Raw genomic sequence first — 23,707 nt, forward strand, 5'->3', positions numbered from 1 at the left:
ATTGATGCCCGTACTCGACTGGATCGGCAAAAAAGCTGTCGTCAACCATCACCAAGATGTTCCTTACCGTCTTATCCATTGCGACAGCGAATTATCAGCAGGTGACCCAGACAGCGGAAATCTTCTCGTTCAGGGGGACAATCTAGAGGCGCTTAAGGCCCTGCTTCCTTACTACGCCGGTAAGGTGAAATGTATCTATATTGACCCACCTTACAACACCGGCAACGAGGGCTGGGTCTACAACGACAATGTCAATTCTCCCGAAATCAAGGCATGGCTCGGAAAAATCGTTGGCAAGGAGGCAGAAGACCTTTCCCGTCACGATAAATGGCTATGCATGATGTATCCGCGACTGAGGTTGTTGCGCGATTTTTTGCGCGAAGATGGTGTAATATTTGTCAGTATTGATGATGAAGAGATACACCACATCAGAATATTGATGGATGCAATATTCAAGGAAAAAAACTTTATCTCACAACTAATATGGAAATCCAGACAAAATAAAGACAATAGAAATATAACGGGTGTTTCAACCGACCATGAATACATTTTGGCGTATGGAAATAGATTGCGCGGAGATGAAAGAAATACTAACCAATACTCAAATCCTGACAACGACCCACGTGGACCATGGGTCAGCGGCAACATGGTCGGGATTGCCACAAAAGACGCCCGACCAAACCTCCATTTTGATCTGGTCAATCCTTTCACCGGAATAAACTACGGCTGCCCAAATATGGGTTGGAGATACGATCGAAAGCGGATAGCGCATATGATCGACGAGGGCCGAATTCTCTGGCCTTCGAGTCCAGAAGGGCGCCCGAGAGCAAAAAACTTTTATGCAGACCTAAAAGAAAAATTTACCGGATTTTCTTCGATCGTTGGCTCTGAAATATACACTCGGAATGGCACGAAAGTAATAGATGAAATCTTTGGGGAGAGAAAATTCGATTTTCCAAAGCCTTACGAGTTGATTCAAAAACTGGTCGAACAAGTAGCGGAGCCGGGCGATATTGTTATGGACTCGTTTTCCGGTTCAGGAACCACCGGCCATGCGGTGCTGAGTTTAAATGCACAGGACAACGGCGACCGAAAGTTCATACTCGTTGAAATGGACGAAAAAATTGCTTCAGAAATAACATCTGAACGTTTGCGGCAAATCATCAAAGGTTACAATAGGGGCGGAGACCCCAATAAGCCCGTTGAAGGACTCGGCGGCGGATTTCGTTACTGCCAACTGGGCACACCACTGTTCAACGAGTTTGGTGATATCGACGCTGCAGTTTCCTTCCCAGATTTGGCAGCACATATCTTCTTTTCCGAAACAGGAACCCCCCTGCCAAAGAAGGCAGACGGGTCAACACCTCTCATTGGCGAACATAAGAAAAAGCTCGTCTACCTTCTGTTTTCTGCCGCCGAACAGGGCTTTGCGCGCGAAGATGCTGGAAACGTTTTGACGCCCGATGTACTGGCCGGACTGCCACCATTGCCAGAGGACTTTGAGGGAAGCCGGGTCATCTATGCCGAGGGCTGCACAGTCACCGCTGATCGGCTGAAGGCTGAGAATATCGTCTTTAAGCAAATCCCCTATCAGATTGAGGGGAGCTGACCATGGCGGCTGTGAATTTCGAATTGAAGGAATATCAGCAAGCTGCTCTGGAAAAATTTCGGAAGTATCTTCGCGATTGCACATCTGATGGTGCAAACGTTGCCTTCTACAAAGCCACTAACCTCCCATTTCTCCCGGCCCCTGCGGTTGCCGACGAAACACCCTATGTCTGCCTTCGCATACCTACCGGCGGCGGAAAGACAATCATGGCGGCGCATTCCGTCGGTATCGCTGCGAAGGAATACCTGCAAGCGTCCAATCCAATGGTTTTGTGGCTTGTGCCATCGACTCCGATTCTGGAGCAGACGGTTGATGCCCTAAAAAACCTCGATCACCCGTACCGTGTGGCTCTGGCGAAGGATTTTGGCCGCAATGTAAATATCATGACCAAGCCCGAAGCCTTGGCCATGTCGCGAGCTGATGCCGAGGGTGGTGCCTGTATCATTGTTTCGACCATACAGTCATTCCGGCGGGAGAAACCAAATGGCGAAGAAAACACTGAAGGGCTGAAGGTCTATCAGGATGCCGGATCGCTCATGGATCATTTTTCTGGCCTGAGCGAAGAACAGGAAGCCCGTCTGGACAAAGTCGAAGGGACCAACCGGCCCATCGCATCCCTCGCCAATCTATTGAAGTTGCACCGGCCCATGGTGATAGTGGATGAGGCTCACAACGCCCGTTCCCCGCTGTCCTTTGATACCCTTTCCCGGTTCGACCCGTCTCTGATCTTGGAGCTGACAGCAACCCCGCAAGTGAAGAATGATCCGGCAAAGGACCTTCATGCTTCCAACGTCCTTTACTCAGTTTCGGCTGCCGAACTGAAAGCCGAGGAAATGATAAAGATGCCGATCCGGCTGACCACGGATCGGGATTGGCGGCGGACGATTGGAGCTGCGCTCGACTGTCAGGCTTCCTTGGAAGAAGCGGCAAAGGCCGAACAGACCGACACGGGAGAGTACATTCGGCCCATCGTTCTGTTTCAGGCACAGTCTTCCAAGAAGGGCGACGACACTCGCATCACATATGACAAGGTCGAAGAGTTCTTAAAGAACGACAAGCGTATTCCTGAAGACCAAATTGTGGTGCATTCCGGCACACGCAAAGACTTGGACGCAGTGACTGACATTGCAGCTACTGACTGCCGGGTAAGATATGTCATCACCGTTCAGAAGCTGAAGGAGGGCTGGGACTGTCCGTTCGCATATGCTCTTTGCTCTGTTGCGGAACAGTCGTCTTCAACAGCCATTGAGCAGATACTGGGCCGCATTCTCCGAATGCCAAGGGCGAAGCTGAAGACGCGACCGGCACTCAACCAAGCCTATGCCTTTGTCGCTTCCGCGAGCTTCAATGATACCGCCCAACAGCTCAAAGACGGTCTCGTTGACGGAGCAGGCTTCAACAAAATCGACACTGAAACTCTTGTCACGGCGCAACCGGATATCGGCTTTGAAGCTATGGCGGATGAGACCGTGCATGAGTCAGAGACGTTCGAAGACCCGGCAATGCCGCCTGCAGATGTCTCCTACGCAATCACTCGGCTTCCGGCGTCGGTTCGAAACCGCCTCGAATTCGATGAGGACAAACAGTCATTCAGCTACAAAGGCGCAATGACCAAGGAGGCCAGAAACCATATTCATCTGGCCCTTTCAAAGTCAGCCAAAGCTGCTCCGGTGGTTGACCGCCTGTTTGCCAAATCAAACAACTTCCAGACATCAGCTGCGACTGAGATCAACAAACCTGCCTTCATTGTGCCAATGCTGGCATTTACCAAACAGGGGAAGCTGGAACTGTTCTCACAAGAGCATTTCCTCGACCTGCCATGGCGGCTTGATGAATGCGATGCGTCGGACATCGTCAATCGGTTCCGGATCATCGATCAAACTGAAACCGGCCAGATAGATGTTACCGCGAAGGGCAAAGTTGAGATCAATTTCGCTCAACGTGTCCAAGGAGATTTGGCTGCTGTGGTTCAAGAGCCAGCATGGACAGAGGCTCGGCTGGCCAACTGGCTCGATACAGGCATACCGCACCATGATATTACCAAATCAAGTGCGATTATCTTCATCTCCAAGGCCCTAAAAGCACTGTTACAGAGCGGATTGAACCTCGATGTGATCGCTCGGCACAAATACAACCTCCGCCAAGCTCTGCGGCTGTTTATTTCCGACCTTAGAGGCGAACGTCAGAGCGGGAATTACAGTGCACTGTTCAAGGCACAAGCGGATCAATTTTCGACGAGTGCTGAAGTATCGATGATATTCGATGAGCAACGCTATTCCTATAACCAGCCATATGCCGGTTTGACGAAATTCAATAAGCACTACACGAGCATCGTCGGCGATCTGAAGCCCAGCGGCGAGGAATTTGATTGCGCTGCCTATCTGGATAACATGGATGAAGTCGCCTATTGGATCAGGAACGTTGAAAGCAAAAAGACATCGTTCTGGCTTCAACTTCCCCATGGCAAGTTCTATCCGGACTTTGTCGCCCTGTTGACCGATGGCCGGATATTGGTCGTCGAATACAAAGGCGGCCATCTCTACGAAAGCGAAGAAGCCAAACGGCAGATTGGAGCCGTCTGGGCCGAGGCTAGCGACGGCAAGTGCCTTTTTTGTATGCCGACCGAGAAGGATTTCGAATTGATTTCCAGAACAGTCAGAGGTGGCTCAAGCACGCCTGATATTATGCCAAAGGTCCTATTGTGATGGCACCATTTACAATCCGCATTTTCGTACCAGATGGCGACCCGGAGAGCATCCGGGTCATCGATAAAATGAATTGGACTGGACGTGCCGTCGTATTTCCAAGAGGGGAGCTTCCGGCAGCCTGTACGCGCGAAGAATTAAATACGAATGGCGTTTACATTCTCGTTGGTCGAGATACTGCAGACGGCGATGATTTTGGCGACCTGCCGCGACTGTATATCGGCCAGACTGATGATTTGAAGCAGAGGCTGTTTCAGCACGACAAGGAAAGAGATTTCTGGGACTGGGGATTGGTGTTTGTGTCAACAAACAACGGTCTCAATCGCGGTCATATCACATGGCTTGAACATGCACTGATAGGGCGGGCAGAAAGTCTGAAGCAGTGCACTCTCGATAATTCTACAATGCCGAATGAACCTCCGCTCACGGAATTTGATCGTGCCGATATGCAGGTATTCCTCGGTGAGATGCTGCAAATCCTTCCACTCGTTGGCCTGAATGCACTGGAACAGCCTAAGAAGGTGGAACCGCCGAGGATCACGAATAATACAGAACCCGATACTGTTATTGTCCCTGCCAAGGACGATGGCTTCAGACGTGTCTTTCTTGGCGAAAACCAGTGGCACGCCATACGCATTTCTGGGGGGATGCTGAAAAAGATAAAATACATCGCCGCCTATCAGACCCGCCCGGTCAGCGCGATCACCCATTGGGCGGAAGTGGACCACATCGTCCCGCACGGTGACACAGGAAAATACAGGCTCATGTTCAAAGGTCCGGCGAAGTCTTTCGATCAACCGATCCCATTTGCCGATGCCCCCAGCGGGGCAATGCAGGGTCCGAGATACACAAAATTCGAAAAGCTGAAGGCCGCAAAATCGGTCGGTGACGTTGTCTAATACGCTATCCCGTAATGCAAATCTCAATTCTCGGCACAGACACATTCCATTGAGTACAACCATATCAGTGTTTGGGTTTTACAAAAAATTTGACTGTAAAGGTTGTATTCCGAGATTGTCCCACCTAATTCAAAAAGTGAATTCTGATTGCCCAACATCTGGGCTTTTCCCTGAAGACGGGTGGTAACCACGGTCAGGGCCTTTAAGGAGGCTTTGATTGAACCCGTCTGTATCTATTACTTCCCAACTCAAATCCGATGCGGTGCTCACGCAGGCTGTTTCCAGTCTTGCAGAGGCCGCCGAAGCCATTGGCCGGATCAGCCAAGCTTCGGCCCAATCCCTTAAACCTGCAGCACCCCGCCGGGGCCTTTCCAGAACCGAAGCCGCCCAATACATCGGCGTCAGTGCGTCCATGTTCGACAGCCTGATTAAAGACGGCACCATGCCCGCCCCGATCCGCATCGGGTCCCGGACGGTCTGGGATATCAATGCACTCGATGAGGCATTCGACCGTCTTGCAGCCCCCGCTGCTGGCAATCCTTGGGACAACTGAGGGGGCAGCCATGAAGGTTGATCTTAAGTATGTGACCCGTGACCGTGACCGGCATGGAAACGTTCGCCTTTACTACCGCCGCAATGGCCGTAAACAGCGTCTTCGTGGCCCTGAGGGGTCACCGGAGTTTTTGGAAGACTATCGATTGGCTTGTGTAGGCCAACTTGAAAAACCAAAACCGAAGGAGGTGCCGAGCAACTCAAAGCCCAAAACATTCCGCGATTTGGTGGAGCTATATTATCAGTCGTCTGATTTTATGTCTCTTTCCCCCAGAACACGTCGCGTCAGACGCCAAATTCTTGATCGTTTTTGCGCCAACAAAAATGAAGGTGATCATCCATTTTCGATAATTGAGCCAAGGCATCTAATGATGCGGAGAGATGCGATGAGTGACCGACCCGAAGCCGCCAACGGAATGCTCAAGGCTGTTCGTCAGGTATTCAATTTTGCTGTCGAATATCAGTATCATGACCGAAATCCAGCACGACTGGTGAAGAACCTAAAGTCCGACAGCCAAGGGCACGTCGCTTGGACTAGTGATGATATTGATGCCTTCGTCAATGCGCACCCGCCCGGCACTACAGCTTATTTGGCTGTAATGCTCGCGCTCTATACCGGGCAGAGAAAGAGCGATCTCATCGTCCTTGGGCCACAGCACATTGTCGAAAAGGATGGGATGCCGGGTCTAGAGTTTACTCAGCGCAAAAATATTAGACGCAGACCAGTTAAACTCTGGATTCCTATCGCCGATGAGTTGGCGGATGCGCTGACACTATCGCATATCGGAGAAAGCAGTTTCATTGTGAACGCCCATGGCCGACCTTTCACCGAGGGTGCCTTTGGAAACAGGTTCCGTAAGTGGTGTGATAAAGCCGGGCTGACCGGTCTTTCCGTTCATGGCCTCAGGAAAACCGCGGCCGCCGCATTGGCTGAGGTCGGGTGTACTGAACAGGAGATCATGTCGATCACCGGTCACAGCACATCTGAGGAGGTCATCCGTTACACCAGAAGCGCAAGCCAGACGTACCGGGCCAGGAACGCAATGGAAAAGCTGTCTGGGCGACGTTCTCAGTAGGGTTTAAACGAAGAAGCATAGCATGTTGGGCCTTACATGTCTGATTCACAGTGACAAGAACCTCTCATAATTTGCCGCTGCGCCGATTGCCATCGCTTCTCTGTTGATCAAAAAAGGAGAAAACCGAACGCCCCTTGTCCTGAGTTACGCGGCTATAGATTCTGGTTGTATTCAACGTTAGTTTGACGAATTGGTTGAGTGCTGTTCGATTCAAATTCGAAACAAGTCTCAAATGGATTTGCCAGAGATTCTCGGGGTTAGATTGTCAGAGTTCATAAAAAAAAGAGTAATCCGCGATCTCATGGGTGAAATCGCAGACCTCGATGCATCTTCGCTAGAACTTGTTGGACATAAGATAGTCGAATTGATCGAGTCCAAAGACTTAGTGCATCATGGTCTAAACAAAGATCATAAACCTGTTGGTCACACTGTAGACACTTTTTCGCATGATTTCGCGATTGTTGGCGAGTACAGCACTGAAAAAAATTACTTTGAAGAAACGTCCAGCGCGAAAGACAAATATAAATTCAACAAGATAGAAAACGACATCAACCACGCAATAGACAAAGCAGCACTTATTCCACTTTCAAAGATTTATCTAGTTTCTAGTGCTGAAGAACCCCCATCGTTTAGAGGCAAGTTCAACAAAACCGACATAGCCGTCAACAACTCTGGAAAGATTGTATTTCTCGACTCCCGGCAATTGGCGGAGAAAATATTCCAGTTTTCACGTGATAGACCGCAGACAGCGGATTTTTTCCGCTTCTACCTACCTGACTTTTCGCAGAACTTGGACAGCTACGCCTATTACGGACTTGTGCCGTCGCTATGCGCTAATCATCAATCAGAACCCTTATTCGGCAGGGCACTCCGAGACCACTATGCAACAGGCGTAGCCGTTTGTGTTCTGCATGGCCTTAGTGGTTCGGGGAAGACCCAAGCGGCAATAGATTTCGTGCATTCCGACGGGGAACGCTACGGAAATTATTTATGGATATCAGGGGACGACTGGGGTGAAAATGTTCCATTGACGGCGATCAAGCGTTCACGCGGCGGCGTAGAGATTAACGTCGCAGGCGTGTTCAACAACACTAAGACTTTACTTGTAATAGATGATCTTTCCCGCCCAGTATCAATCGAGATGTTCGCTGAACTTAAAAAAGGAATTTCCTTAGGCGGGCACATACTTGTCACCTCACAGATCGGCGACCCCGACAGCCAGATTCATATGCAGGTTCCGCAGTTATCTGCTGAGGTTGCCTATGCGATCCTAGGAGAAGATCGAGACACAACAGATATTGACACCCAAGCTTTCGTAGAAGCCTGTCGGTTCTGCCCACTAATTTTGGCTGTTACGCGTGAAGTCACCAAAATGGATGGCGTCGAAAAGCAAGAACTATATCGCGAAGTACTAAAGATACCTCAAATTGCGCAACTGAATGACGGTCGTTCCGTCATGGAAAAACTTCTTCGACGCCTCACCGATCAAAATCTCCAAGCATTGATTAAGATAGCGAATAGCGGGTGCAGTACGTTCGATTCAAACTTCCTTACAAAATTTATTGGGGCATATCCACGCTCATCATTGCAGAAACTAGCGATTATTAACCGCTCTGCAACAGCGTCAGCACTTGTAGTTCACGATCTCATTTGTAGTGCTGTGCGTAACAAAGAAATAGATGGAACTGAACTCGCAACCGAAGTAGCTCAGTATGTCGAAAAATATCGCGGAGAAATGGTACCGAGCGTTCTGAGGCAGATTCATTTCTCAGCGAAAGAACTGCTTTGTGCACATAAAGCCAGAGGAAAGCCAACGCTAGATTGGCTTACATATGCACTGCTGCAGCTTGAGAGTGGTGATCGACTGGGTCTTTCACCGGGTTCACATTCAACTCCCATTCGGCCGAACATGTCGATTGCTGAATTGTTATGTGTATTCGACCTCAGAGAAGCACATTCATACACTTTACCCGGAAGAGAGAGACCGGCGTTTTATTCGCAATGCGCTAAGGAATACGGTGAAGTCGCTGAGCAGATCGACAACGTCGAAATGCTGGTGGAACTATTGCACCATCAAGGAAAGGCGCTTCGACGCAGCGATCAACTTGAAGGTGCTCTCGATTGTTTCAGAGCAGTTCTCAAGGAACGGCCAGGTTGGCATGCAGCATACGGCCAGATCGCACATGCAGGAACTCAAAAAAGCGCCTCAGACTTAGTGAAGAAGGAAGGTGAGGCCGCGATTAGGACGCTCATAGACCTCATCCTGCATGATGGTGCTTCTGTACCTTTGCGAGTGTCTTTAGCGTCATTAAGTAGATTGCGATCCTATCCTTCACTACGCACTGAACTGCAGAACCAGCCTGAAGCTGTTAAGGAGTTGGCGGAGGTTGTCGCAATGGCGGCCCTAGACGGATTTGAGCAGTTCTACGAGGGTTTTTTGGCGTTTACGAGTCTGTTTGCCTATGAGAACGGAGAACATCCAGTTGCAATCGCCGAAATCTATCCGGACATGCTGGCTATCTACCCAGACGCTGTCCAAAAACGTCAATGGCCCAACGCATGCGAAGCCCTTGCCAACGTTGCCACTGCCGCCGCAGCAGCAGAGAAAATGGACTTGGCTGACCGACTCAATGAGACCGCCTGCGCCTTCGCCGACGCTCTGGCCAATTTAGATAGAATTTCGCCTTACAATCTGAGAGTCGTTGCCAAGACCTATGTCGGCGCCGGGAGGGCCGAGTCTGCCATCTCCGCACTCGCTAAAATGTCCGACGCAGAAAAAGATCACTGGGTACTTTATCAGCAGGCGAAAGCCGAGTTGGCAATTGATCAGCCGGGGAAGGCATTGCAGAGCGCACAAACTTCACTCGATTTGGCCTCGCAGGACCCCAGAGCAGAGAACAGGCTGGGTTCATATTCAGACCTTGTCGGCCAGTGTCATGAAGCCCTTGGAAACATAAGCTTGTCATTGGAAGCAACTAAGGAGGCGTTGCGACTGACATCCGGCGAAAAGTATCGTCAACAGTTAAAGAAGCGTCTATCACAGCTGGAAATGCAAAAAGCAAAGAATGACGGTTCGATTTCGTCTTCTTGACCTATCAGTCGGCTTGGCGAAAAAGCTCGTCGCATTCTTCGAGATTCAAATCGCAAAATACATGAGCTGAACACGTAATTGTCCCACTTTTCGAAAACGCCCAATTAAGTGGGACAAATCCGAAACACAAGACACTGACTTTATTGAGAAAAAACTTTTAGATGGTGCCCCCCGCCGGAATCGAACCGGCACTCCCGAAGGAACGGGATTTTGAATCCCGCGCGTCTACCAGTTCCGCCAGAGGGGCAACTGACACCGAGTTGGCCTCTTATCACGCTGTTTCCCGAATTTGCAAGATCTGCTTAATCACAAACCGCAAAAATCACAGAACCTGCCTATCGCCCGGTCTCAACTCCTCACCGTGTTTTCAGGGTGCACCTGTTTTCGCTGCAAATCGGGGGAAGTAAATCCGCTTTTGTTACGAGAGCGACCGCGGAGTTAGTCCGAAGTCAACGGTTCCCATGCTAGAAAGCTGGCGTATCCCGGAGTTGAGACATGAACACAAACACAGACCGCACGTCTGAAAAACACTCGGAGGACGACAGAACCAACGTTTCGGCTGGTTTGCACAAGCTGCACGCTTCTGCTGCTCATGCCGAGATGGGGGCGGTTTTTCCGATCGGCGCTCTTGACCGTGGCGCTCTGCTACCCGCTCCGATCAATCCAAACTGGATTTTGGAAGGCAGTCCGGACGCCTATTGCGCAAATATGACAGGCGCAAACCGCGGCTGGACGTCAACGGATCATTGGTCGTGTACGGCAGGCAAATTCCGCTGGCATTATGGTTGCGATGAGGCTGTGATGTTTCTTGAAGGCGAGGCTTTTATTACTGACGCAGCTGGCGTGCGCTATCATGCCCGGCCAGGGATCTGCCTGTTTTTTCCAGTCGGCACATCTGCCGTCTGGGAGGTGCCGGAATACGTTCGCAAGATCGCCTTCAATCAACGTGCCTTGCCGAAACATCTGGTTTTCCTCGCCAGAGTACAAAACCGTTTGAAACGCATGATCGGCCTGGACAAAACAGTCGGCACTGGGTTTGGAACCTGAGGCGCAGTATCGCGCGTCCAAATCAAAAAAAGCGCATCTCGTGCGCTTTTTCTGGACATACGATTTACCCTTGGCTAGAAAAAGCACATGAGCAAAACGAACAAGGAAATCGAGCTGAAGCTCGACATCTCACCCGACGTCCTGGAGCGCGTGAAAAAGAGCGCGTCTTACGAGGGGTTCACGGCCGGCCGGGCCTCGACCAAGACGCTACAATCGATCTATTTCGACACGCCGGACCAAGCCCTTCGCGATGCCAAAATCTCACTGCGGGTCCGTAAGATTGGACGAAGCTGGGTGCAGACGGCAAAGGTTGGAACCGGAATGAACGGTCCGCTGTCCAGCCCGATAGAAGCTGAACACCCTGTGAAAGGCGCGCAGCTCGATTTTTCGGTGATTGAAGACCCGGAAGTGGTTGAGGTTCTAACAAGAGCGATCGCCGACAAGCCGCTCGCGCCATGTTTTGAGACAGTGCTTAAGCGGACGACACGCATCTTAACCGCCAAATCTGACGGAACCCAAATAGAGGTCGCCTTCGACAGCGGGGAAGTGAAGGCAGGTCAGAGATCAACACCATTGGCCGAGATCGAGCTCGAGCTAAAAAGCGGGACAACAGCTCCCCTTTTCGTTGCAGCCCGAGAAATTATCGGTCAGGAACCGTTCCGCTTTTCCAACTACAGTAAGGCAGAACGGGGTTTCCGCTTTGCCGGCGGCGAAGTCGACGACGTCAAACTTCCAAAACTTGCGCAAGAGGTCGGGTTGTTTGCAGATGAAACGGTAGAACTGGCCTACCGTGAGATCTTGCGCTCTTGCCTTTCTCAAATTGCGCATAACAGGATTGTCATGCTGGAAAGCGGCGACCCGGAAGGACCGCATCAGCTGCGCGTTGGTCTGCGTAGATTGCGCAGTGCGTTCCGGATGTTCAAACCCGTGCTCAATCCGGTTTCGCTGGAAAAGCTGGACAAGACCGCTCAATCGCTTGCAGGCGAGGCCGGAGAGCTGCGCGATCTCGACGTTCTGACTGAAGAAATCGTTGCCCCCTTGTCGCAACACGCGCCTCCGGGATTAAAGCTGGATGCGCTGCTGGATCACATGAATGTGGTTCGCGAAGATTGCCGTGCTGCCCTGCAAACTCATATGGCCGCGCCTGACATCAATGGGTTCCTGTTCGATTTGGCAGCTTACACGGAAACCCGTGGCTGGCTGGATCCGGAAAACTTCGACCAGACGGCATTGCTCGCGCAGTCGGTTCGCAATTTTTCCAAAGTCGCGCTTCATAGGCGCTGGAAGAAAGCTGCAAAATATGGTGCGCGGATTGACGACCTCACCATTCCAGAACGCCACGACATGCGTAAGGCGCTGAAAAAACTCCGCTATGGCGTAGAGTTTTTTGGCAGCTTGTATCCCGCTTCAGAGATTAAACCCTTCCTGAAACGCATGAAGAAGCTGCAAGATGTTTTCGGATATCTGAACGATGTCGCAATGGCCGAAAAGCTGCTGGTTCTACCGGCGCCTAAGAAGACTTCGGGCACCGGCATCCATCAGGCCGTGGGCTTTGTGATCGGTTGGCACGAGGCGCAGGCCCATGCCATGTGGTCACACGCGAAGGAATACTGGAAAGATACCAAAAAAACCAAGCGTTTCTGGGAATAGACCGCGCTTTAGTCCAGGACTTCAATGACGTCGCTTCAGCTGTCGACAACAAGCTGGATGCGGCCCGGCACCATGCGTGCCCGGGTGTGTTGAACCGGACGCCCGTCAGGATCAACATTGACGCTTTCCACGACCAGCACGGGGTCTCCGGGTTCAATTTCAAGGTACTGAGCATCGCCGCTTTGAGCCCGCTCCGCACTGATGCGGCTTTCTTTGCGCCGATAATCCGGGACACCCGCCTTTTCAAGCGTTTTGGTGATTGAGCCCGTTTTCTCGTAATCGGCTACGAACGTCGGAAACCGATCTTTTACAAGCCAGCTTGTCGCGATGATCATGGGCAGATTGTCGGCGACCCTAAGCGCTTCAATACGAATCAGATTCGTGCCTTCTGGAACATTCAGAAGTCGCGCCAGCTTGCTGGTCGCAGCTTCTTCCGCCGAGGCGATCAAACGACCGTCCGGCGACAGATTTTGCCCAGATACAATATCGGAAAAGCGAGTTCTCGCACCAATTGGATAGTCCATGGGCGCTGCGGCAACAAATGTGCCCCGCCCTTGGTCAGCACGCAAAATCCCTTCGCCGCTTAACTCCGAAATGGCCCGGCGGACAGTATGCCGGTTAACACCGAAACGCTCGGCAATCTCAGCTTCAGTCGGCAACCGGCTGCCGGTTTCAAAAGTGCCGGAAGCGATCTCAGATTTCAGCCATTCGCTGATTTGTCGCCAGATGGCGATCCCTGCGCCACGATCAAGATTTACACGGCCTGTCATACAAATCTCATCGAACCTGTACATGTTGGAGTCAATATCAAAATTTGTCTATACAAATAGACATATTTGGACTAAAATGCCCTACCCATATCGGTTCACCGCACCCACGAGGCCGAGACTATGAACCATCCATCACCCGCAGAGAACGCGGGCGGTTCCGCGCCGAACCGCCAACAGGTCATGGCAATTTTGGCCGCGGCTTCTCCGGAAGATCTCTCAAAGTTCAAAACCGCGCTGTCTTTCCCAACGGATTTCGACATCATCCGTCAGCCGGAAACCGGCCTGGTTATGATCCGGGGCAGGGCCGGCGGCACCGGAGCCGAGTTCAACCTCGGTGAAGTTACGGTAACGCGCTGCGTCGTACGGATCAGCTCTGGCGAGACCGGCTCATCCTATTGCCTCGGGCGTCACAAGCAGAAAGCGCTGGATGCGGCTTTATTCGATGCCCTTTGGCAAAACCCCACGCATCGTAGTGCCGTCGAAGAGAAGGTGATTGCCGCGCTCAAACATAAGCAGGACCAGGCGAAAGCGGACGTAGCGGCCGAGACCGAAGCGACGAAGGTCGACTTTTTTACCATGGTACGGGGAGACAATTGATGAGCTTGGAGACACGGCAGGCTCCGGCCGGTTCCAATGCGGTGCTGGCAGCGGGTTTCAGCGACCCCGTACATGACGCCCAACGTTGTTTTCGTGCGCTCATGAACGCCATGGCTCAGCCGGGAAAGAGGCAAACCTACGACGCCTCGCAGTTGAAACCGCCTGTGCCATTAACGCCTATGGGCGCTGCGCTGGCGCTGACCTTATTCGACTACGATACGGCGATCTGGCTTGATCCCGGGCTTGCACGTTCACTGGACGTACTGGCCTTTTTAAGGTTTCACACCTCGGCCCCGATTGTGTCGACACCTGTCGAGGCTTCATTCGCTATAGTTAGCGATCCAGCTCAAATGTCAGCACTTAGCAATTTCAACCAGGGGTCTGCTGACTACCCAGACAGATCTACGACCGTCATTCTACTGAACCAGACATTTAGCACGGATGAGCATGTGGAGCTGTCAGGTCCAGGATTAAAAGAACCGGAAAGCTTCTCTTCCACACCCGTGCCAAATGGCTTCTGGCGGCAAGTACAAGCAAACAACGCCCAGTATCCAAGGGGAGTAGACCTCGTCTTTGCAGGCACTGACAAAATCGCCGCCCTGCCTCGTTCAACGCGTATCAGCCCGAAAGGAGCCTGAAGATGTATGTGGCCGTCAAAGGTGGCGAGGAAGCCATTTCGAATGCACACCAACTTCTGGCAAAAAGACGCCGGGGCGATACGAGCGTGCCCGCACTCACCGTCGACCAGATCGCAGAACAGCTGTCGCTGGCTGTTGCCCGCGTTATGGGCGAGGGATCCCTTTATGATGAAGGCTTGGCCGCGCTTGCCATAAAACAAGCCCGTGGAGATCTCATTGAGGCTGCATTTCTGATGCGCGCCTACCGGACGACCCTGCCGCGCCTCGGCTACAGCCAACCCCTGGACACGGGGCGCATGTATATCGAGCGCCGGATTTCGGCCACCTATAAAGACCTGCCGGGTGGCCAGGTACTGGGCCCGACCTTCGACTACAGCCACCGGCTCCTGGATTTTGCACTGGCGGCTGACGCCGAAGGCTTGCCAGAAGCAGTAGCACGGCGGGTCAGTACCCCGGCAAGCATGCCACGCGTAACCGATCTTCTTGGAGATGAGGGCTTGATTGAGCCTGACCCGGCCCGCTCTGCAGATGCCGCGGTCAGCGACTTGACCCGCGAGCCGCTGTCCTTCCCGGCTGACCGCGACTTGCGGCTGCAAAACCTTGCCAGAGGCGACGAGGGTTTTCTTCTCGCACTCGCCTATTCTTCACAGCGCGGCTATGCGCGCACGCATCCGTTCACCGGCGAAATTCGCTATGGCGCTGTTGAAGTCGAGTTTTTCGCAGAAGAACTAGGTTTTGCGATCACGCTCGGCACCATCAAGGTCACCGAATGCCAAATGGTCAATCAATTCTCCGGATCGGCCAAGGCAGCCCCGACGTTTACGCGCGGTTACGGACTGGTCTTCGGCCAGGTCGAACGCAAGGCAATGGCAATGTCCATGGTTGATCGGGCCATGCGTTGGGAAGAACTGGGTGAAGAGCTGACAGCCCCGGTTCAAGATCATGAATTCGTGCTGTCCCATTCCGACAATATCCAGGCGACCGGATTTGTAGAACACCTGAAGCTGCCGCATTACGTCGACTTTCAGGCGGAACTCGATCTTATACGCAAGCTGCGGGCCGAATGGCTCGAGGCCCAAGGAGCCGTAGATCCGGCAAATGGCAAAAAGGAGGCTGCAGAATGACGTACGCACCTCAAACACCATCGGAAAGTGCCTATAATTTCGCCTATCTCGATGAACAGACAAAACGCATGATCCGCAGGGCGTTGCTGAAAGGCATCGCGATCCCAGGCTATCAGGTGCCATTTGCTTCCCGCGAAATGCCCATGCCGTATGGCTGGGGTACGGGAGGCGTCCAAGTGACCGCATCGATCATCGGCAAAGATGACTGCCTGAAAATGATCGACCAAGGATCCGACGACACCACAAACGCAGTCTCTCTGCGCGGCTTTTTTAAAAAGACTGCAGGGGTGGCTACCACATTCGAGACGGCTGATGCCTCCATCATTCAGACCCGGCACCGAATTCCGGAAAAACCTCTACGCGAAGATCAGGTCATCGTGTTCCAGGTTCCAATTCCCGAACCCCTTAGGTTTCTGGAGCCGCGCGAAACGGAAACCCGGAAAATGCACGGATTGGAAGACTATGGCCTTATGCACGTGAAGCTTTACGAAGACATCGCGAAAAACGGTCATATAGCAACAACTTACGCCTATCCGGTGAAGGTCAATGGACGATACGTTATGGATCCGTCGCCAACGCCCAAATTCGATAATCCCAAGATTGACCGAATGCCGGCGCTGCAGCTCTACGGCGCCGGCCGCGAGCAACGCGTCTATGCCGTACCGCCGTATACAGATGTCAAAAGCCTCGACTTTGAAGACTATCCATTCGAGGTGCAAAGCTTCGACAAACCTTGCGGTCTGTGTAGTGCGGAGGGCGTGTATCTGGACGAGGTCATTCTCGATGACCATGGAGGGCGCATGTTCGTCTGCTCGGACACGAACCACTGCGAGGAACGGCGGGCGCAAGGCCTCACGGGCCCTATGGCTGCAGCCCCCACCGCCGCCCAGCTGTCCGACGGCAACGAACCAAAACCGGAGACCCGGACATGAGCCTGTTTTCAAGTGATAATGCGCTCCTTCAAGTCCACGGGGTCACAAAGTATTATGGAAGCCGCATAGGCTGCAAAAATGTCTCCTTTGATCTCTGGCCCGGCGAAGTTCTTGCAATTGTTGGCGAAAGCGGGTCGGGAAAAACAACCCTGCTGAACTGTATGTCAACACACCTTGCGCCGACCGCAGGCGCAATCGAATACCGCATGCGCGACGGATCGATGCGCAATCTCTATCAATTGTCCGAAGCTGAGAGACGGCTTCTGATGCGGACCGACTGGGGGTTTGTCCACCAAAATGCAGCCGACGGACTGCGTATGACGGTTTCCGCCGGCGCTAATGTCGGCGAACGCCTGATGGCTGTCGGTGATCGCCACTATGGCCGGATACGCGAGACGGCTAACGACTGGCTCGGACGGGTAGAAATCACCTCAGACCGCATCGATGACGATCCGCGCAGTTTTTCGGGCGGCATGCGCCAACGGCTGCAAATCGCGCGCAACCTGGTAACGCAGCCACGGCTGGTCTTCATGGACGAGCCGACCGGCGGACTCGATGTCTCAGTTCAAGCACGTCTTCTCGATTTGTTGCGACGTCTCGTTTCGGAGTTGGGACTTTCCGTGGTCATCGTCACACATGACCTGGCTGTGGCGCGGCTGTTGTCACACCGGATTATGGTAATGCGCCAGGGCCATGTCATCGAAACCGGTCTGACCGATCAGGTCCTGGATGACCCACGCGAGCCCTATACCCAGCTGCTTGTCTCTTCGATTCTGCAAGTGTAAGGACACAAAATGCCTGTCCGTCTTTATCTCAATGCCGTTGGCAAGACTTTCACCATGCACTTGCAGGGTGGCACTCAAATCCCGGTAGTGTCGAATGTCGAGTTTTCGGTCAGCGCCGGTGAATGTGTTGTTCTCGGTGGCCCATCCGGCGCGGGCAAGAGCTCAATATTGAAAATGATATATGGCAACTATCGGTGCGACACCGGCCAGATCCTGGTGACGATCGCAGATGACATCGTCAACATCGCCGGTGCAGAGCCTCGGAGAGTTCTGGTGCTGCGTCAAAACACCATCGGTTATGTGAGTCAGTTCTTGCGCGTTATTCCAAGGGTTTCGGCGCTAGAGGTTGTCGCCGAGCCGCTTGTCGTACAAGGGTCGAGCGAGGCAGTCGCGCTTGATGAAGCCCGCACCCTGCTCGCCAGGCTCAACGTGCCAGAGCGGCTTTGGGGTCTGCCCCCGGCAACATTTTCCGGCGGAGAACAACAGCGAGTGAATATCGCAAGAGGTTTTATCGGGCGTTATCCGCTTTTGCTGCTGGACGAACCAACTGCATCTTTGGATGCGGCCAACCGGCGTGTTGTCGTGCAATTGGTCGAGGAAAAGAAAACGGCAGGTGTCGCCATACTCGGCATCCTGCACGACCAAGATGTGCGCGACGAGATCGCCGACCGGATCTTGGACGTCACAAATTATCGGGCGGACGCTGCCTAAATCGCTTAAATGGGGAAAGCGTCACAGGATCGACACGCCTGAGGCTTACCCGGCTAGGCAGTCTTCCACCCCCCTCGAAACAGCACTGGCCGGACCATGCGCTACGCAATTTATTTTGCAACTGAACGTTCAGCCCCTTTGATGGAGTTGGGCAATGCATGGCTAGGCCGCGACCCTTTTAACGGGAAATCGATCCGGCAACCCCACATTGAAGGGTTTTCACACGCTGAAATCGAAAAAATGACCAGCAATCCAAGCCGTTACGGATTTCACGGGACCTTAAAAGCCCCGTTTGAACTTGAAGTCGGTCAGACCGAGGCGGCCTTGGCCCAGGCATGCCGGGACTTTGCATCTCGGATCACGCCGTTTGAGCTCAAGGCGCTGACCGTGTCAGAAATCGGTGGTTTTTTGGCACTCGTTCCGGCCGGGGATGAAGCGGAACTTTCCGCCTTTGCGTCAAGTTGCGTCCGCTATTTCGAACCCTTTCGTGCTCCGCTTTCGGAAGAAGACCTAATCCGACGCAGGCAGAGCACCTTGACCAAGGCCCAGGACAAAAATCTTGTCCAGTGGGGCTACCCTTACATTTTCGATGAGTTCCGGTTCCACATGACGCTAAGCAATAAGATCGAGCACGACAATGATCGGGCGGATTTGAAGATGGCCGCTCTCCGTCATTTTGACAGCGTTCTGGCTGGGCCAGTGCCGGTCACGAGCTTCGGCCTCTACTTTGAAGAAAACCGGGGCGCTCCTTTTCGAGTTCACACCATTTTTCAATTGACCGGCGCGGACATGCCATCCGTCGCCGCACAGCAGCTGTTCGAGGAGCAGGCATGAGCGCTAATCCGACACATTTTATGAATGCGCGTCTGGTTTTGCCGGATGAGATCGTGAACGGGTCGGTTGTTTGCGACCGAGACGGGCTAATCAGCGACCTGGACAGCGGCAGCCCAAGTACCGGCGGCCATGACTGCGACGGCGACTACCTAATCCCGGGGCTGGTCGAGCTGCACACGGACCATCTCGAAGTCCACTATGCGCCTCGCCCGAAAGTGCATTGGAATCCCGTTTCTGCGGTTCAAGCCCATGACGCGCAGATCGCATGCGCGGGGATCACCACGGTATTCGATGCCTTGCGTGTTGGCATGGATGAAGATGCCGATCTGCGTTACCAGGATATGCGCCTGCTGGCGGACGCCATTGAAACCGGCCAGACTGAAAACCGTCTGCGGGCGGACCATTTCATCCATTTGCGCTGCGAAGTGTCCGCGCCAGATGTTCTTCAGGCCTTTACGGTCTTTGAAGACGATGACCGGGTCCGTCTGATCTCGCTCATGGATCACACACCCGGCCAACGCCAATTCGTATCCTTGCACTCTTTCAGGGCTTATTACCAAGGCAAAAAAGGCTTCTCCGACGCTGAAATGGACGCTTTCATCATTGAGCGCCAGCAACGTGCAGACAAAAACGCGCCGGAAAATCGCAAAAAGATCGCAGCTCACGCCAAGGACCGTGGCATCTCGATCGCCAGTCATGATGACGCGACCATCATTCATGTCGATGAAGCGATCGCGCTGGATACGAAAATTGCTGAGTTTCCAACCACTCTGGAAGCGGCAAAGGCATCGCGTGGTGCCGGTATGGCGGTCTTGATGGGCGCTCCCAATGTCGTGCGCGGTGGCTCGCATTCCGGCAATGTGTCAGCCCGTGAACTCGCAGAAAACGGGTGTCTTGACGTTCTATCCTCCGACTATGTGCCCGTCTCACTGGTGCAGGCTGCATTCCAGCTCGCCGAAGAAGTCGACAGCATTTCCTTGCCGCAAGCTATTTCCAAAGTGACTTCCATTCCGGCCGAAGCCATTGGTCTGAATGACCGCGGCAAACTGGAAATCGGCCGCCGCGCCGATCTCGTGCAGGTGAAGATGGTTGACGCCATTCCGATCGTGCGGGGAGTTTGGCGCGAAGGACGGCGTGTTGCCTGAGCAGTCGCAAAATGCAGCCAACCCGGCGGGAAAATTGGGACCAGGACGGCTGGTGCTCGTTGTCGGCCCGAGCGGCGCCGGCAAAGACACACTGCTGGACGGTTTGAGAACAAGACTTTCAGAATGCGAACATGTGTATTTTGCCCGCCGGATGATCACACGGGCAGCCAATGCTGCCACTGAGAATCACGGCACACTTTCAGAAGCAGAATATGACCGCCTGTCTGGAGATGGAAACATTGCCCTGTGCTGGCGGGCCCACGGTCTTGGATATGTTCTACCGGCTGAGTGCGATACTAAGATCCGCAACGGATATACCGTGATAGCCAACGGGTCCCGGCGCGCGCTCCCCAAGGCATTTGAAAAGTACTTGAACCCGAAAGTGATCCTGATCACCGCGCCGATCCCGGTGCTTGCGGCCAGGCTCGCCCAGCGCGGACGCGAAACCCGGACAGAAATCGAAGCGCGGCTTTCCCAAGCATCGCTCGAGCTAGAAGGGATTCCCGGGCTGATCCGGATCGAGAACACCGGCACGGTCGATCAGGGTGTGAACGCCATACTTCAAGCTTTGGGCTACGCCAACGGATAGGCGAAAGCTGGCATGCCGAATTCACTGTTGCTGTTCGGTCTCGCTATTCCTACGCCCGCCAAACACGTTGCCAAGCAGCCCGGACGGAAGGCCAAACCCTTCCTCGACCGCCTTCAAAACCTCCTGATCATTGACTTCGCCATCGATGACTTTCTGGACATCGATCTGCGAGTTTCCACCCGTCGCCCGGTTTATGATTTCATTGGCCGCGTCGACGAGCTGGTCTTCGGGCTGGTTTTTGATGATCTCAATAAGCTCGCCGCCCATGCCCTCAAGCTGCTTATAGGCTTCTGCAGGGTTTTCGAGGATACCTGCAATGTCAGGGTAGATACTGGGCCGGTCCCAGGATCCCTTGATCAGGATTGGCACGCCAAGTCCGGCGAGCTTTTTGTCCTCGCCTTTTTTGCGCGGGACCGGCGCCTGCCCCTGCAGGGTCGGTACAATCCTCGGCTCCACTCTCCAATCCAAAACCTCTGCAGGAATGTCAGTCATGCCCGCGCCTGTCATCCGCACCAGCGGGCCAACCATGGCCAAGTCTTCGGAAATCGCGATGCCGTTGGTGATATTGAATGAGGCACTTAGTGAGCTGAAATCCGTTTTTTGATCCCGGTTTTCCTGCCAGCCCAAAAGGGTTTCCACAGACAGACCGCGAACCATTTTCGGAAGATTGATCCCGCGTATTGCACCATCGGCAAACGAGAATTGGGCTGCACCGTTCAAGCCGGAAACCAATTGTTGTTGCGAGGCGCCGGAAGACGTCACATCAAGGTCAATCGATGCAATCCCCTCAAGCCATTCGAAATCCGCAGCATCTCGGAGAACGGGAAAAGCTTGCACTCCATTGAGCGCAAAATTCGCGGCAACGCTCGGAAGCGCCGCCGCTCCGTTCAAAACCACCTGACCGCTGCCACTGCCATCGTAGAGCGACAGCTCCTGCAGATTCGCTGTCAGAACACCGCTCCTAATTGTGGCGGACAACACACTCCGGCCTATCGAGATTTCGTCCCAGCGGATCTCTTCCGCACTGACTTTAAAGTCGACATCCACTGCGCTTAGCCCAGAAAAATCGATTGGCTGGGCACTCCAGCCGGTTGAGCCGATTTGAGATGAAGTGGCGGAGTTGTGTTGATCTTCGTTGGTGTTTTTTCTAGAGCCTAGGCTGCTTTTTCCCAGATATGGATCAAGGACCAGGCGAGTCAGCCGCAGGTCACCCTCAACTGTCGGCTTTGCACCAAAGGTCACCCGGCCTTGGGCCTGCCCGGAGGTTTCGTCTAGCGTAAAGCTGGTTTCCTCAAAACTGAGCGCGCTCGGCTCAACCGTGAAAAGACCCGCCGCCTTAAAACGCTGCAGTCCACTGCCGTCGGCCACTGGCTGCCCCATCCAGGCAAGCAGATTCCTAAGGCTCTGCGTCTCGACCGTAACCGCACCGTCCAAACCGCCGGACGCCGAAGCTGTTCCAACAAATCCAAAACTGACGCGTTTGCCTTTCACGCTCGCAGAAACCGGCGCAGCCATACCAGCAAGGATTGGTGCTGGCGTAGCGCCACCGGTTATCGTGAAGGCTTCGTCTCGCCAGGAGAACGTTCCGGACAGATCCACCGGATTTGAGAAACCTGCGAGCACCAAATTCAAGTTGATATTCTCAAGACGGTCCGCCAAAGGATCGCCAACGGCCTCCGACAGTCCAAGTCCCTCTACAGTCCCACCTTGAACATCGACGCGACCTCGCACATCCATCGTTCCAAGGATCATGGCCGCATCACCCCCCCTGGCCCTGACCGCAAGGTCAGCCTCCAGAGTTCCGGATGCCGGGTAGCTTTGACCTGCAAGTGCCAGAAGGTCCGCCAGCGACCCGTCCTTCATAACAAAACGCCCGGAATAGGAAGGGATTTCCGAAGACAGATCGGCGTCCAATGCACCCGTAAGAGCAAGACTACCAAGGGATGCGGAAAAATCACTGAGCTGCGCAGCCGCCTGCGTTCCCGTGATTTTCGACGCCAGCGAGAATGCCCCTGGATCGACGGGAAGCGCCGTACCCACAACGGCAGCGAGGTTTTGGACTGAGGGACCCTGCCCGCCAATCTCGAGATCGAGCTGAAGTGGTGTTAGGCCCACCTTGCCCTTTGCAAACACCTCCGCCTCTGCAGCGGCCAGTGTGACGGCCAATTCAGTGACTTTCCCTTGAGAAAACGCAATCGGATCAATCAATGCCCCTGAAATCCGGACTTCCTCGCCGTTCCAATCAAAAGAAGCATCAACGGTCACCTCGCCGGTGAGGTCGGGCGCAGATAACTCTGCGTTCAGGCCGCCCAGTTTCACTTGATGACCGTCCCGAAGGTCCAGATATGTTAGGTGACCGTTTGATATGGTGAAACGGTCGACACCGACACGCTCCAAAAATTGGTTGGCGTTTGCGACTGCCTCTTCTGCGTTTTCAGGCTCGTTGGATACGATCGGCTCAATGTCGTCACCAGCAGCCTCGGCCGCAGCACGTGCCAAGGCGTCCTCCAACCGTTTGCGAGGTGCCCAGCTGGTCTTTCCTTGCTGGCTGACTTCCAAAAGGATTTCGGGATTTGAAAGCGTGATTCCCGTGACGTTGATATCGCCCCCCAAGAGGGCTGACCAAGTCAGGCCGAATTCAATTTTGTCTGCCTTGGCAAACTCAATACCGTCGGCGCCCGCCTCGCCAGACATACCAACTTTTTCAGCAACCAACGTAAATTGAGGGATCAAGGAAAGGCTCACGGGCCCATCAAGCCGTAGCCGCCAGCCAGAGGCGCGCTCGACCTGTGTAATGACCTGAGCCTTGATCGTGTCTTTTGGCAGCAGGAAAGGCGCCACGACCACAATCGTTGCAAGCACAAAGAAGAGTGAGCCAAGTCCTATTATCAGCCGCCGCATGCGCAGGTCCCCAATCGCGATTCGCACGCAGTCTACCGCTGCGCCCTCCTGA

At 53.5% G+C, this 23,707-nt stretch carries 19 protein-coding genes and 1 tRNA gene; 17 read left to right on the plus strand and 3 right to left on the minus strand.

What is annotated here, in order from left to right:
- Positions 1 to 4: 4 nt before the first annotated feature.
- The 6 genes from JM93_RS18800 to JM93_RS18825 all read left to right on the plus strand — a co-directional run bounded on the left by JM93_RS18800 (position 5) and on the right by JM93_RS18825 (position 9,932).
- Positions 5 to 1,609, plus strand: a complete 1,605-nt coding sequence (locus JM93_RS18800) for a site-specific DNA-methyltransferase (RefSeq protein WP_145346545.1) — start codon at positions 5 to 7, stop codon at positions 1,607 to 1,609.
- A gap of 2 nt (positions 1,610 to 1,611) precedes the next feature.
- Positions 1,612 to 4,314, plus strand: a complete 2,703-nt coding sequence (locus JM93_RS18805) for a DEAD/DEAH box helicase (RefSeq protein ID WP_145346547.1) — start codon at positions 1,612 to 1,614, stop codon at positions 4,312 to 4,314.
- Positions 4,314 to 5,213, plus strand: a complete 900-nt coding sequence (locus tag JM93_RS18810) for a GIY-YIG nuclease family protein (protein ID WP_145346549.1) — start codon at positions 4,314 to 4,316, stop codon at positions 5,211 to 5,213. Before JM93_RS18805 ends, JM93_RS18810 begins: the two co-directional genes overlap by 1 nt.
- 217 nt (positions 5,214 to 5,430) lie before the next feature.
- Positions 5,431 to 5,766, plus strand: coding sequence for a helix-turn-helix transcriptional regulator (locus JM93_RS18815; RefSeq protein ID WP_341873643.1), 336 nt, complete (start codon positions 5,431 to 5,433; stop codon positions 5,764 to 5,766).
- A 10-nt stretch (positions 5,767 to 5,776) separates the two neighbouring features.
- The gene (locus JM93_RS18820) at positions 5,777 to 6,841 is read left to right on the plus strand and encodes a tyrosine-type recombinase/integrase (RefSeq protein WP_244300928.1); all 1,065 of its coding nucleotides are present in this window, start codon (positions 5,777 to 5,779) and stop codon (positions 6,839 to 6,841) included.
- 301 nt (positions 6,842 to 7,142) lie between these two features.
- Positions 7,143 to 9,932: a tetratricopeptide repeat protein gene (locus JM93_RS18825; protein WP_244300929.1), complete on the plus strand. Its 2,790-nt coding sequence runs from the start codon at positions 7,143 to 7,145 to the stop codon at positions 9,930 to 9,932.
- Positions 9,933 to 10,094: 162 nt separating this feature from the next.
- On the opposite strand, the gene JM93_RS18830 is transcribed toward JM93_RS18825, so the two are convergent.
- Positions 10,095 to 10,179 (minus strand) — tRNA-Leu (locus JM93_RS18830).
- A gap of 248 nt (positions 10,180 to 10,427) precedes the next feature.
- On the opposite strand from JM93_RS18830, the gene JM93_RS18835 reads away from it, so the two are divergent.
- Positions 10,428 to 10,979 carry a cupin domain-containing protein gene (locus JM93_RS18835; RefSeq protein ID WP_145346553.1) on the plus strand — a complete coding sequence of 184 codons (552 nt, stop codon included), beginning with the start codon at positions 10,428 to 10,430 and terminating at the stop codon, positions 10,977 to 10,979.
- Positions 10,980 to 11,066: 87 nt separating this feature from the next.
- Positions 11,067 to 12,629 carry a CYTH and CHAD domain-containing protein gene (locus tag JM93_RS18840; protein WP_145346555.1) on the plus strand — a complete coding sequence of 521 codons (1,563 nt, stop codon included), beginning with the start codon at positions 11,067 to 11,069 and terminating at the stop codon, positions 12,627 to 12,629.
- 35 nt (positions 12,630 to 12,664) lie between these two features.
- Here JM93_RS18840 and phnF read toward each other — a convergent pair whose 3' ends face one another.
- Positions 12,665 to 13,399 (minus strand): phosphonate metabolism transcriptional regulator PhnF, encoded by a 735-nt coding sequence (gene phnF / locus JM93_RS18845; protein WP_145346557.1) that lies wholly within the window; start codon positions 13,397 to 13,399, stop codon positions 12,665 to 12,667.
- 120 nt (positions 13,400 to 13,519) lie between these two features.
- Between phnF and phnG the strand changes: the two genes are divergently transcribed.
- The 9 genes from phnG (at position 13,520) to phnN (ending at position 20,754) form a co-directional block, all read left to right on the plus strand.
- Positions 13,520 to 13,996, plus strand: a complete 477-nt coding sequence (gene phnG, locus JM93_RS18850) for a phosphonate C-P lyase system protein PhnG (protein ID WP_244300933.1) — start codon at positions 13,520 to 13,522, stop codon at positions 13,994 to 13,996.
- Positions 13,996 to 14,634, plus strand: a complete 639-nt coding sequence (gene phnH, locus JM93_RS18855; protein WP_145346559.1) for a phosphonate C-P lyase system protein PhnH — start codon at positions 13,996 to 13,998, stop codon at positions 14,632 to 14,634. Before phnG ends, phnH begins: the two co-directional genes overlap by 1 nt.
- 2 nt (positions 14,635 to 14,636) lie before the next feature.
- Complete coding sequence (locus JM93_RS18860) at positions 14,637 to 15,758, plus strand: carbon-phosphorus lyase complex subunit (protein WP_145346561.1); 1,122 nt, start codon at positions 14,637 to 14,639, stop codon at positions 15,756 to 15,758.
- Entirely contained in the window at positions 15,755 to 16,690 is a 936-nt protein-coding gene (locus JM93_RS18865) for an alpha-D-ribose 1-methylphosphonate 5-phosphate C-P-lyase PhnJ (protein ID WP_145346563.1), read from the plus strand. The genes JM93_RS18860 and JM93_RS18865 overlap by 4 nt, the downstream gene beginning before the upstream one ends.
- Complete coding sequence (gene phnK / locus JM93_RS18870) at positions 16,687 to 17,475, plus strand: phosphonate C-P lyase system protein PhnK (RefSeq protein WP_145346564.1); 789 nt, start codon at positions 16,687 to 16,689, stop codon at positions 17,473 to 17,475. Before JM93_RS18865 ends, phnK begins: the two co-directional genes overlap by 4 nt.
- 9 nt (positions 17,476 to 17,484) lie before the next feature.
- Complete coding sequence (phnL, locus tag JM93_RS18875; protein WP_145346566.1) at positions 17,485 to 18,186, plus strand: phosphonate C-P lyase system protein PhnL; 702 nt, start codon at positions 17,485 to 17,487, stop codon at positions 18,184 to 18,186.
- A 96-nt stretch (positions 18,187 to 18,282) separates the two neighbouring features.
- On the plus strand, positions 18,283 to 19,020 hold the full coding sequence (locus tag JM93_RS18880; protein ID WP_145346568.1) for a DUF1045 domain-containing protein: 738 nt from the start codon (positions 18,283 to 18,285) through the stop codon (positions 19,018 to 19,020).
- Positions 19,017 to 20,165: an alpha-D-ribose 1-methylphosphonate 5-triphosphate diphosphatase gene (locus tag JM93_RS18885; protein ID WP_145346570.1), complete on the plus strand. Its 1,149-nt coding sequence runs from the start codon at positions 19,017 to 19,019 to the stop codon at positions 20,163 to 20,165. Before JM93_RS18880 ends, JM93_RS18885 begins: the two co-directional genes overlap by 4 nt.
- On the plus strand, positions 20,158 to 20,754 hold the full coding sequence (gene phnN / locus JM93_RS18890) for a phosphonate metabolism protein/1,5-bisphosphokinase (PRPP-forming) PhnN (RefSeq protein WP_145346572.1): 597 nt from the start codon (positions 20,158 to 20,160) through the stop codon (positions 20,752 to 20,754). Before JM93_RS18885 ends, phnN begins: the two co-directional genes overlap by 8 nt.
- Before the next feature lie 21 nt (positions 20,755 to 20,775).
- On the opposite strand, the gene JM93_RS18895 is transcribed toward phnN, so the two are convergent.
- The gene (locus JM93_RS18895; protein ID WP_145346574.1) at positions 20,776 to 23,655 is read right to left on the minus strand and encodes an AsmA family protein; all 2,880 of its coding nucleotides are present in this window, start codon (positions 23,653 to 23,655) and stop codon (positions 20,776 to 20,778) included.
- Positions 23,656 to 23,707: the final 52 nt, after the last annotated feature.

Source organism: Roseibium hamelinense (assembly GCF_007830545.1).
Taxonomy (GTDB): Bacteria; Pseudomonadota; Alphaproteobacteria; order Rhizobiales; family Stappiaceae; genus Roseibium; species Roseibium hamelinense.

What these genes read in the sequence shown, in the direction of transcription:
- JM93_RS18800 (WP_145346545.1), top strand. Translation starts at nt 5, where the DNA reads ATGCCCGTACTCGACTGGATCGGCAAAAAAGCTGTCGTCAACCATCAC.
- JM93_RS18805 (WP_145346547.1), top strand. Translation starts at nt 1,612, where the DNA reads ATGGCGGCTGTGAATTTCGAATTGAAGGAATATCAGCAAGCTGCTCTG.
- JM93_RS18810 (WP_145346549.1), top strand. Translation starts at nt 4,314, where the DNA reads ATGGCACCATTTACAATCCGCATTTTCGTACCAGATGGCGACCCGGAG.
- JM93_RS18820 (WP_244300928.1), top strand. Translation starts at nt 5,777, where the DNA reads ATGAAGGTTGATCTTAAGTATGTGACCCGTGACCGTGACCGGCATGGA.
- JM93_RS18825 (WP_244300929.1), top strand. Translation starts at nt 7,143, where the DNA reads ATGGGTGAAATCGCAGACCTCGATGCATCTTCGCTAGAACTTGTTGGA.
- JM93_RS18835 (WP_145346553.1), top strand. Translation starts at nt 10,428, where the DNA reads ATGAACACAAACACAGACCGCACGTCTGAAAAACACTCGGAGGACGAC.
- JM93_RS18840 (WP_145346555.1), top strand. Translation starts at nt 11,067, where the DNA reads ATGAGCAAAACGAACAAGGAAATCGAGCTGAAGCTCGACATCTCACCC.
- phnF (WP_145346557.1), bottom strand. Translation starts at nt 13,399, where the DNA reads ATGACAGGCCGTGTAAATCTTGATCGTGGCGCAGGGATCGCCATCTGG.
- phnG (WP_244300933.1), top strand. Translation starts at nt 13,520, where the DNA reads ATGAACCATCCATCACCCGCAGAGAACGCGGGCGGTTCCGCGCCGAAC.
- phnH (WP_145346559.1), top strand. Translation starts at nt 13,996, where the DNA reads ATGAGCTTGGAGACACGGCAGGCTCCGGCCGGTTCCAATGCGGTGCTG.
- JM93_RS18860 (WP_145346561.1), top strand. Translation starts at nt 14,637, where the DNA reads ATGTATGTGGCCGTCAAAGGTGGCGAGGAAGCCATTTCGAATGCACAC.
- JM93_RS18865 (WP_145346563.1), top strand. Translation starts at nt 15,755, where the DNA reads ATGACGTACGCACCTCAAACACCATCGGAAAGTGCCTATAATTTCGCC.
- phnK (WP_145346564.1), top strand. Translation starts at nt 16,687, where the DNA reads ATGAGCCTGTTTTCAAGTGATAATGCGCTCCTTCAAGTCCACGGGGTC.
- phnL (WP_145346566.1), top strand. Translation starts at nt 17,485, where the DNA reads ATGCCTGTCCGTCTTTATCTCAATGCCGTTGGCAAGACTTTCACCATG.
- JM93_RS18880 (WP_145346568.1), top strand. Translation starts at nt 18,283, where the DNA reads ATGCGCTACGCAATTTATTTTGCAACTGAACGTTCAGCCCCTTTGATG.
- JM93_RS18885 (WP_145346570.1), top strand. Translation starts at nt 19,017, where the DNA reads ATGAGCGCTAATCCGACACATTTTATGAATGCGCGTCTGGTTTTGCCG.
- JM93_RS18895 (WP_145346574.1), bottom strand. Translation starts at nt 23,655, where the DNA reads ATGCGGCGGCTGATAATAGGACTTGGCTCACTCTTCTTTGTGCTTGCA.